Raw genomic sequence first — 10,910 nt, forward strand, 5'->3', positions numbered from 1 at the left:
ATTTTACTCTACCAGCTTGATTTTTTCACACCAGGAATCTGTCCTTTATACGCCAGTTCTCGAAATGCAATTCGTGACATTTTAAACTTTCCCATGTATCCTCTCGGTCTACCAGTCACTAAACAGCGGTTTTTCAGTCTTGATGGAGCTGAATCACGAGGAAGTTTGCTTAGTGCTTTAGCATCACCTTTTTCTTTTAATTCTTTTCTGATCGCTGCATATTGTTGAACAAGCTCTTGCTTTTTAAGTTCCTTTGCGATTTTTGCTTTTTTGGCCATTTTTATGCCCTCCTTTAAACAAAACGTAATAATTACGATTTAAAAGATATCATATTTTCGGCAATCAAGCAAATCAATGGATAAATGAACAGGTTGAGAGAATCATCGGAAAAATAGTAGTTATTGAAAGCGAAAGCTCCATTCTCATACTACTAAAGCGTTGTTAAGTGATTGCGCCTTTCCCCTTTGTCAAACACCGAAAAAAAGAGGTGATATTCAATTAGGAATATAAAGACATAAAACCGAGCATATCTGCTGTCGGTGATAAAAGTAGTGGAAGTATCAATGGTAACCCCTGTATTTTTCTAAAGGCATGATAAAAAATTGAAAATTAAAATGGAAGGAGTGATAAGAGATACAAAATTCATAAAGCCTAAAAAACTCCTTTCCTTTAGTAGACCAATCCAACAAATATATGCACTTTTTTAAGTTCATGAAATCAATGATAAACGAAAAATATCTCCTCAACTTTACCACAAAAAAGCAGCTATAATTATTTTGCCGAGACAATTGCAGGTTCATATCTTTTTTGGTTGTGATAAGGATAAGGCAAATACTCATATGTTGAGGAATGATTCAAGAGAAGAAAAACTTGGAAATCGATCATGGTTTCTTGAACAGCCTCGAAAAAATGGATTACAATCCGTTACCTAGTAATAATAACGAAATCAAAGCTCATTGTTAAACATGAAAAGAGCGTCCAAGTGACTTTACTGGACAGCTCCTTTCGTCTTGACGAGTTCCGCAGGGAACGTTCTCAATCTCCAACCATATCAACAGATTCATCTGCTTTTTTTAATTATAAATTTGACCGCCCTTTTTTTTAAACTCATTCGCCTTCTCCGCCATGCCTTTTTGAATGGCTGTTTTTTCATCGAGATCATTTGCTTTTGCGTAATCACGAATATCTTGGGAAATTTTCATACTGCAAAATTTCGGCCCGCACATTGAACAAAAATGAGCCGTCTTTGCCCCTTCAGCTGGGAGGGTTTCATCATGATACTCAAGCGCTCTTTCCGGATCAAGTGAAAGGTTAAACTGATCGCGCCACCTGAACTCAAAGCGAGCTTTTGAAAGAGCGTCATCACGGATTTGTGCACCTGGATGTCCTTTGGCAAGGTCTGCCGCATGAGCGGCGATTTTATATGTAATCACCCCTTCACGAACATCATCCTTATTTGGCAGTCCTAGATGTTCCTTTGGTGTCACATAACAGAGCATTGCCGTTCCATACCAACCGATCATCGCTGCTCCGATCGCTGAAGTAATATGATCATAACCTGGAGCAATATCCGTTGTCAGCGGTCCAAGCGTATAAAATGGAGCTTCCTTACAAATGTCCATCTGTTTATCAACGTTTTCTTTAATTTTATGCATTGGCACATGCCCAGGCCCTTCAATCATCACTTGAACATCATGTTTCCAAGCGATTTCTGTCAACTCGCCAAGCGTTTCTAATTCAGCAAACTGCGCTTCATCATTCGCATCTGCAATCGAACCTGGACGAAGTCCATCCCCCAATGAAAATGCGATATCATACGTTCTCATAATCTCACAAATTTCTTCAAAATGAGTGTAAAGAAAACTCTCTTTGTGATGTGCTAAGCACCATTGTGCCATAATCGCTCCACCCCGTGAAACAATTCCCGTTACACGTTTCGCTGTTAAAGGAACATAGCGGAGAAGCACACCAGCATGGATCGTAAAATAATCGACCCCTTGTTCAGCCTGTTCGATCAATGTGTCGCGATAGATTTCCCAAGTCAAATCTTCAGCAACACCGTTTACTTTTTCAAGTGCTTGATAAATTGGGACAGTTCCAACGGGAACAGGACAGTTGCGAATGATCCATTCTCTTGTTGTATGAATATCCTTTCCTGTCGATAAATCCATCATCGTATCGGCACCCCAGCGGATTGCCCATGTCATTTTTTCTACCTCTTCTTCAATGGACGAAGTGACCGCTGAATTCCCAATATTCGCATTTATTTTCACATGAAAATGTCTGCCGATGATCATTGGTTCGCTTTCTGGATGGTTAATATTTGCCGGAATAATCGCTCTCCCGCTTGCCACTTCATCACGAACAAATTCAGGTGAAACATGCTCACGAATCGCGATAAACTCCATTTCAGGAGTAATGATTCCCTTTCTTGCATAATGAAGCTGAGTGACGTTATGACCTTTCTTGGCACGAAGCGGCTTTCTTTTTAACCCCGAATAGCGGGTATTCGCCTGCTTCTCGTTTTTATAGCCATTATCCTCAGGCTTTACTTCCCTGCCTTCATATTCCTCAATATCACCGCGCTCTTTCATCCAATTAGTGCGCACAGCTGTTAAGCCATTTAAAATATTGACTTTCGCAGTCTCATCTGTGTATGGACCACTCGTATCATACACACGAACAGGCGAGTTTTCGCCACTTAAAGAGATTTCTCTCATCGGCACTTGAATATCGGGCCTTGATCCTTCGACATACACTTTACGGCTTCCGGAAAAACTTGACATAATCGAAATATTTTTTTGCTGAACTGACTCATGTTTCATATCTAAATTCCTTCCCCTCTTTTAAATGATCAGGACGAAACCACAGAACAGCACCAGCACAAATAAACCAGGCACATTTTCATGAACCTGGTTAATCGTCAGTAAATTTCAGCAGATATTCCATCTGCATCTTTTTTTACTTCCCCACGCTGGTACGAACCAGATCAGGTCCAAAGGGTTAAGCAACACATTTGTTACTCTCTCAGCCTAATAAGGCACCCCTAGTAAAGCTATGAAGTTCGTCATTATCGTAACACAACTAATCATTGTTGAAAAGAAAAAAACAATAGGTAAAAAGATCTATAAAAAAATATAAAATAATGAAACTTTTTTACTGTATTATCGTATAAATAAACTCAGTCTAAAAGGAGGAAATATAAAAATGTCAATTGTTACAACAAGTTCTAGCTTGAAAATCACTAGATTTTTAGAGAAAAAAACATATTATCCAGGTGAAGAGGTAAATGGAACCATTTATGTAGAAGGGGATAAAATTAAAAAAAATATTCAATACATTGATTTACTAATTGACACTCATTACAACATTGAGGCTCAAAATAACTGTAAATCGATCACGATTGACTCTCACCGTATAACCGAAGCGCTTACAATTAGTCCCGGTGAAGACTACCGTTTTTCTTTTTCTTTTATCCTACCGTTTGATACACCGGTTACTGTTGGAAAAGCTAAAGTTCGTTTGTTGACTGACATCGGGACAGACAAGTTTGATCAAGATCAAATTGTCGTTCAACCACATCCATGGATCAATTGTATTTTGCAAACAATTGAAAGTCTAGGCTTCCGGCTTCATGACGCAGACTGTGAACAAGCTCCTTTCTTCAAGCGCCGTCTGCCTTTCGTTCAAGAATTTGAATTTGTCCCAGTGTCACCTTACTATCGTCAGCTTCTTAGCGAACTGGAGCTTATTTTCTTGTTAGAAGAAGACGGCTTTGAAATTGTTTTCGAAACAAACCGACGAGCAAAAGGACTAAGGGGCTGGATGCCAGAGATCTGTGACGATATTCTTCGTGTGCACTTTGATGAATCAGAACTCACAGATCAAGAAGAATTGACAGAAGTGCTGAAAGAAATTATCGATCATTGTGCAAAGTAAGCTCACACTAAGGAGCCGAACAGTGGCTCCTATCTTTATAAATTGTCATGTAAAATAGCAAGGAATTGTCGTAGCTCTTTCACCGCGATCTGTCCTGGTGCAGATCCTTTTTTCGCAGCAGCGAATGTCAATGCTGATCCAAATACTTCTCCCGCTAGGCGGCTGATCAAACCCTTCCCAGCCATCGACATCGTGATAATCGGCCGCTCTGCAAATTGCTCATTCATTAGATGTGTCGCTTCAAGCAATGTTAATACATCAGCTGGTGTTTCAGGCATCACTGCAATTTTAGGTAAGTCAGCCCCTAATTCCTGCGCTTTTTGCAAACGAGACATGATCTCTTCTTTTTCAGGTGTCCGATCAAAATCATGGTTTGAAATAATCACCAATACATCATTGTCATGTGCGCTTTTCACCAACGTTTTAATATTCCGCTCATCATGAAACAATTCAATATCAATCACATCAGCAAAACCTGTTTGAACAACCGCTTCATTTAAAGAAAAGTAGAAATCGACGCTGATCTCTTTTTCACCGCCTTCTTTCAAGCTTCGAAAAGTAAAAATGAGTGGAATTTCTTTCAATATTATGTTGAGTTCCTTTAAACTAGCGATGATTTGTTCAATGTCTTCAACACCTTCAAAAAAATCGGCGCGCCATTCAACAAGATCTGGATGAAGTGTCTTGATAAATTCAGCTTCTTCTTTCAATTGTGGAAGTCTTTCTCCAACAAGTGGAACACAAATTTTCGGTACACCTTCTCCAATGATGACATTTCTGATTTTGACCGTTTTTTTCACATGTAGTCACTCCTGATTTGCTGATCTTTTTGACTTAACGGTATCGAAGATTGGGTGTAGGTGCAAGCAAAAAATGAATTGCAGCCGTATAAAAAGAGTAATAGAAGATAATTCCATTACTCTTTTGCAACTTACAAATAGTTTTGATTAGGTTCTACATGGAAAGCCTTTGCTAATTCAATCAAATTTTGATCCGTCATATCTTGAATGATTCCACCCTGATGTGCACTTGCTAACATATAGACTTGGGCTGCTTTTTCAGCAGTCTCGATTAAACCAAAAGCATCATCAATAGATTCTCCAGCTCCAAAAATACCGTGGAATGGCCAAACCACCAATCGAGCTTCATTCATTTTTTTGGCTGTCGCTTGGCCAATTTTATCTGTACCAGGAACCATCCAAGGTAATAATCTTATACCTTCAGGGAACACAACAATACATTCCGTACACATTTTCCATAATGTTTTGCTAAAATTTTTCTCATCCAATTCATGTGTAAATGTCATCGCAATGATGTTAGTTGCATGTGTATGCATAATCACACGATGGTTTTTGTCCTGATGCAGCCTTGAAATATGACTTCTAAAATGTGAAGGAAGCTCGCTTGTCGGTTTTCCATCTCCTATTAGCCCCCATAATAAATGAATGGATTTTCCATTTTCATTAACATGAATAATTCCTAGACATTCAGCGGGATTTTTCTTAACATTTTTAAAATATTTCCCCGATCCTGTTACAATAAAGTACTGATTGGCTAGTTCTATGACAGGAAAATCTAGATCTATCGTTTTTAAAACACGTTTAGGATCTAAATATGCAGACACTTCCTCCTCTGAAAGAATATAACTAATATTCCCCCCATTTCGCTCATCCCATCCTAATCGCCACATGTTATATGTGGTTTCCATCATTTCTTGAACAAAAGGCGCATTGATTACTAGTTGGTCCTGTTCTACGTGTTGATTCATTTAGATAAACTCCTTTTAGTGAATGTCAAATGTCTATAAAATCTCTTGGAACATTGTGATGACTTCTTCTTTTGTTGGCTGAAATGGATTACCTGGTGCACATGCATCCTTCATAGCAAAGTCAGCAAGCTTTTCTACATCTGCATGATCCACTCCTAATTCAGATAACTTGCTAGGAATAGGAATGCCGACTTCTTTTGCGAGATTTTTAATCGCTTCAATGACTCCATTAGCGCATTGTTCATCAGTTTTATTTGTTGGATCAATCCCTGCAGCCCTTGCAATGGCACGAAATTTGGATGGATCGCGTTTTGCATTTTCTCGTTCAACTATCGGTAGAAGCATCGCATTACACACACCATGTGGTAAATCATAAACACCACCTAATTGGTGTGCCATCGCATGAACATAGCCAAGTCCAGCATTATTAAAAGCAACACCACCTAAGAACATGACATAAACCATTTGTTCTCTTGCTTCCAAGTCACTTCCGTCTTTAACAGCACGCGGCAGATAATCAAAGATGATTTCCACAGCCGCCAGTGCTGTAGCATCTGTGACTGGATATGCACCAGGAGTGACAATAGCTTCAATCGCATGTGTCAAAGCATCCATTCCAGTTGCTGCAGTCAAATCTGCTGGTTTATTCATCATTAATTCGGGATCATTAACAGAAATCGCAACTAAACTATTTTTGTCTACCATAACCATTTTTACTTGTCTTTCTTCATCTGTGATAACATAGTTAATTGTATATTCTGCAGATGTACCAGCTGTCGTATTAACGGCAACAATAGGTACAGATTTATATTTTGTCTTGCCTACACCTTCGTAATCTCTAATATTTCCGCCATTGGTTACCATTAATCCAATCCCTTTTGCAGCGTCCTGGGGAGAACCTCCACCTACTGAAACGATAAATTCACAACCATTTTCTCGAAAAACTGAGACCCCAACCTCGACATTGTGAATGGTTGGATTCGGTTTTACATCATCATAAACAATACATTCTACATTTGCTTTTTCTAGTTGTTCTATTACTTTTTGAACAATCCCGTTTTTATTTAAAAATTGATCTGTTACAACTAAAGCTTTTTTAAAACCCAACTCCTCAATAAATGGTGCAACTTCCCCTAAACAACCTCTTCCCATCAAGTTCGTGCTTGGTACGTACAAAACCTTTCCCATTTGCTTCTCCTCCTTGACATTGACTAATTCCTTTTTGCTAACACATCTGTCTCATAGCGCTTCACTTCATGTAACCAAGATTCCTTTACTGGAACACCCATTTGTTCACAGTAATAGTCCCAAATCGCACCAAATGGATATGTTTTAAACTCTTCCATCATTGCCAGACGGTCTGTGAAGTTGCCTTCTTCTTGAAGGCACTTAAGGTGGTCATGGGGCAAGAGCAGAGCATACAGCAAAGCTTTAATCATATTACGTGTACCAATTGTCCAAGCAGCAATTCGATTAATACTCGCATCAAAGAAATCTAATCCAATCATCACTTTGTCTAGTGCATCATTTCGTACAATTTCTAAAGCAATTTCTTTCAATTCATCATCTAAAATCACCACATGATCACTGTCCCATCTGACAGGCCTTGACACATGCAAGGCTAACTGATCCTGATAAAGCAACATCGCCGAAATCTTATTTGACACAGCTTCTGTTGGATGAAAATGACCTGTATCTAGTAAACATCGTTTGTTATTTTTTAAAGCATATCCCATATAAAATTCATGTGAACCAACTACATATGCCTCAGAGCCAATTCCAAATAACTTACTTTCTACTGCATCTATGTTGTATTTTTCATCAATTTTCACTCGAAAGATTTCATCCAAGGAATCTTTTAACCTCTGCCTTGGTGTTAAACGGTCGCTTGGAATATCTTTATAGCCGTCTGGTATCCAAATATTTGTTAATGCTGGTGTACCAAGCTCTTTACCAAAATAAGCTGCAATTTCACGACTAGCTATACAATGTCTAATCCAAAAATCCCGTATTTCCTTGTTAGGATGTGCTAATGTTAGTCCATCAGCTGCCTTAGGATGTGAAAATAATGTTGGATTAAAATCAAGTCCTAAACCGTGTTCTTTCGCCCACTTCACCCATTTTTCAAAGTGCTTAGGTTTTAACTGATCACGGTCAACTCCTTCTCCAGCAGTTTCACCATAAATAGCATGTAAGTTAATTCGATGTTGTCCTGGAATAAAGGAAAGTGCTTTTTCTAAATCAGTTCTTAGCTCCTCTGGTGTAGTTGCTTTGCCTGGATAATTCCCTGTGACATCAATCCCGCCGGATAACTTCTGTTGATTTGTTTCAAATCCTCCTACATCGTCACCTTGCCAACAATGAATGGAGATAGATACATCTTTTAGTTTGGCAAGAGCTTCTTCAACATGAACCCCCCAATTTTCATACTGTTTTTTAGCCGCTTCATAATTCTCTTTTATATCCATATTGACATCCTCCTTTGACTTTACTTATGGTGCTGTCACCGCTTGATATGTTTTGATCTCAAACGATTGCTTAACTAGAGTTCTAGCTTGTTCAATTCCTGTTAATTGACCAAGTGATATGAGTTGGCAAAGAATATTTCCGATAGCTGTTGCCTCAACTGGTCCAGCAAGTACTTCTTTTTTCGTTACATCAGCAATCAGCTGATTCAGCATTTCATTTTGACAGCCGCCGCCAATGACATTGATGGTTGGAAACTGTTTTTCATAAATCTCTTCAATTTCAGCAATTGCTCTTTTATAGCTGTCTGCTAAACTATCAAACACACATTTAGCAATTTCTCCAGGTGTAGTTGGAACACACTGATTCGTTTCGTGACAATACCGTTGGATTTCTAAAATCATATTTTCTGGTTTAAGAAAACGATCATCATCCACATTTACTTTTGAATGAAAATCCTTTACTTGCTTCGCTAAGTTCACTAGATCATGAAAATGATATTGGTCATCATAATTTCGTTTAACCTCTTGAATCATCCATAATCCCATTATATTTTTCAAAAAACGGTAACGATAATCCAGTCCGCCTTCATTCGTAAAATTATAATCAAATGCTTTTGTTACACAGATGGGAAACTTATTTTCAACCCCAATTAATGACCATGTTCCTGAACTAAGATAAATCGTATCGTTTATTTCTGGGACAGCCACGACAGCAGCACCAGTATCATGAGTTGCCGGCAGCAGCACTTTCATATCGAAACCAAATTCTTCAACTAATTCTTTCCGTAAATGGCCAACTTCTGATGTTGGCATTTTCATTTCATGAAATATATTTTGATTGATTCCAAGTTGTTCTAACAACTGATCATCCCATTTTTTAGAAAAGGCATGAACAAGCTGTGTAGAAGTAGCATTTGTATATTCATTTACCTTACGACCTGTGAGTAAGAAATTTAAATAATCTGGAATCATTAAAAATGACTTAGCTTTCTCAAGTAATTCTGGATGATTCTTTTTTAAAGAATACAACTGATAAATCGTATTAAACTTCTGAAATTGAATCCCTGTCTCCAAATAAAGCCGTTCTTTGCTGATGATGTTGAAGACCTCTTCCATCATTCCATCTGTTCTAGAATCACGATATGATACAGCATCGGTTAATAACTGATCATTTTCATCTAATAAAACAAAGTCCACTGCCCACGTATCAATTCCAATACTTGTAGGATTGAATCCTTTTTTCTTACTTAAATGGATTCCTTGTTTGATTTCTGCAAACAATCGATCAATATCCCAACAGAAGTGTCCATTCTTTTTCATGACGTCATTTGTAAAACGATGGACTTCAACAAGTTCTAATTTATTGTCTAAAATAAAGCCGCTCATCAGTCGACCGCTAGATGCACCAATATCAACGGCTAGGCTACAATTCATTCGGTTATCAACTCCTTTGTAAACGCTTAACTATACCTTTATAATAAGGGAAACAACACGGATTCATAATATCTTGATTTACCTTTTTTATGTCCTTATTTGCAAAAAAATAGAGGGTGTCTTGAACATAGTATGCATGTTCCGCGGGCGATCCGCGAGCCTCCTCAGAGCTCGTTCCTTGCTCCTGTGAGGTCTCGCAATCCTCCCCTGATCCATGTAAGACAGCCCCTGATCAAACCTTATTGATATGCTTTCTATACTCTTTCGGTGTAAAACCGAACTTCTTCTTAAAAATACGATAAAAATAGCTCATATTGTCATAACCTACTTCTTCTATTACAGCAGAAATAGGGAGATCCATGTTTTCTAATAATTTTTTGGCGACACTGAGACGCTTTTCTTGCAATAATTCTTTAAATGTTTGTTTAGTTATTTTTTTTATGTTTTTACTCAATCCATAGTGTGATTGTTTTAAATGATCGGCTAGTTCATACAAAGACGCATTTTTATAGTTTTGATCAATATATTTTAAGGATTCCATTATGACATCCTGTTGTTGACCGCTTTCATTTTGTTTCATCAACCGATTTGAATTTTTGATCAGTTCAATGAATAATAAACCCATGTACAGCTTGACCATTGATTCAGATAGCAATGATGGCTCCATAATCTCCACGATCATTTTTCTTACTAATTCCTGGATAGATTCAATTTCTGATACGGCAAAATAAAGAAATTGACCATTGTTTGTATAGTTAAATATGCTGCTAATTAAGAAATCACTAATATTTGTCTCCATACGATCAGCTGAAAGATATGTAAAGATATACTCAAAAAAACGTGGATTTATAATAAAATTGATGACAATATCTTCCCTATTACAGGCTTTTATTTCATGTTCAATATATTGATTGAGCAGTAACAATTCTCCTTTTTTCAGGATGATTTTTTGATTTCCTACCTTTTGTTCCAATACGCCATGATAGACATAATTGATTTCAATATAATCATGCTTATGCTTCGGAAAATTTACAAATCGTGTATGCTTTCTAACCATAATCATGTTTTCTTTTCCTAAAAACTTTTCACTTTCAATAATAAAATCAACTTGATCGGTATATAAATCCTTTTTCACTTGATTCTTTTGTTTTAAAACAGCTTTTTCTTCTTCTGTTTCTATGAATAGCTGTTGAAAAAGATCTGAGGAAGCCATAAGATATCCCCTTTCCAAAATTGGCTACTATCATCTCAAGTTGCTCTTATTATAAAAGACAATCCATCTAATAAATGAATTGTCTTTC

9 protein-coding genes and 1 riboswitch are annotated in these 10,910 nt (G+C 37.5%); of the genes, 1 reads left to right on the forward strand and 8 read right to left on the reverse strand.

What is annotated here, in order from left to right; all coding sequences use genetic code 11:
• Nucleotides 1–8 precede the first annotated feature (8 nt).
• Nucleotides 9–278: a 30S ribosomal protein S14 gene (rpsN, locus tag PDT38_RS07025; protein WP_270800039.1), complete on the reverse strand. Its 270-nt coding sequence runs from the start codon at nucleotides 276–278 to the stop codon at nucleotides 9–11.
• 795 nt (nucleotides 279–1,073) lie between these two features.
• Nucleotides 1,074–2,825: a phosphomethylpyrimidine synthase ThiC gene (thiC, locus tag PDT38_RS07030; protein ID WP_270800040.1), complete on the reverse strand. Its 1,752-nt coding sequence runs from the start codon at nucleotides 2,823–2,825 to the stop codon at nucleotides 1,074–1,076.
• A 124-nt stretch (nucleotides 2,826–2,949) separates the two neighbouring features.
• A riboswitch (TPP riboswitch) is annotated at nucleotides 2,950–3,058 on the reverse strand.
• A 149-nt stretch (nucleotides 3,059–3,207) separates the two neighbouring features.
• Between thiC and PDT38_RS07035 the strand changes: the two genes are divergently transcribed.
• Nucleotides 3,208–3,939, forward strand: a complete 732-nt coding sequence (locus tag PDT38_RS07035; protein ID WP_270800041.1) for a sporulation protein — start codon at nucleotides 3,208–3,210, stop codon at nucleotides 3,937–3,939.
• A 35-nt stretch (nucleotides 3,940–3,974) separates the two neighbouring features.
• Here PDT38_RS07035 and aroD read toward each other — a convergent pair whose 3' ends face one another.
• From aroD to PDT38_RS07065, 6 genes are all read right to left on the reverse strand, one after another.
• The gene (gene aroD, locus PDT38_RS07040; RefSeq protein ID WP_270800042.1) at nucleotides 3,975–4,739 is read right to left on the reverse strand and encodes a type I 3-dehydroquinate dehydratase; all 765 of its coding nucleotides are present in this window, start codon (nucleotides 4,737–4,739) and stop codon (nucleotides 3,975–3,977) included.
• 131 nt (nucleotides 4,740–4,870) lie between these two features.
• On the reverse strand, nucleotides 4,871–5,707 hold the full coding sequence (gene rhaD, locus PDT38_RS07045; protein WP_270800043.1) for a rhamnulose-1-phosphate aldolase: 837 nt from the start codon (nucleotides 5,705–5,707) through the stop codon (nucleotides 4,871–4,873).
• Nucleotides 5,708–5,740: 33 nt separating this feature from the next.
• A complete protein-coding gene (locus PDT38_RS07050; protein WP_270800044.1) occupies nucleotides 5,741–6,895 on the reverse strand; it encodes an iron-containing alcohol dehydrogenase in 1,155 nt (384 codons plus the stop codon).
• A 23-nt stretch (nucleotides 6,896–6,918) separates the two neighbouring features.
• Nucleotides 6,919–8,175 (reverse strand): L-rhamnose isomerase, encoded by a 1,257-nt coding sequence (rhaA, locus tag PDT38_RS07055; RefSeq protein WP_270800045.1) that lies wholly within the window; start codon nucleotides 8,173–8,175, stop codon nucleotides 6,919–6,921.
• A gap of 24 nt (nucleotides 8,176–8,199) precedes the next feature.
• Nucleotides 8,200–9,609 carry a rhamnulokinase gene (gene rhaB, locus PDT38_RS07060; protein ID WP_270800046.1) on the reverse strand — a complete coding sequence of 470 codons (1,410 nt, stop codon included), beginning with the start codon at nucleotides 9,607–9,609 and terminating at the stop codon, nucleotides 8,200–8,202.
• Nucleotides 9,610–9,841: 232 nt separating this feature from the next.
• The gene (locus tag PDT38_RS07065; RefSeq protein WP_270800047.1) at nucleotides 9,842–10,822 is read right to left on the reverse strand and encodes an AraC family transcriptional regulator; all 981 of its coding nucleotides are present in this window, start codon (nucleotides 10,820–10,822) and stop codon (nucleotides 9,842–9,844) included.
• Nucleotides 10,823–10,910 lie beyond the last annotated feature (88 nt).

Source organism: Bacillus changyiensis (genome assembly GCF_027706145.1).
GTDB lineage: Bacteria > Bacillota > Bacilli > Bacillales > Bacillaceae > Bacillus > Bacillus changyiensis.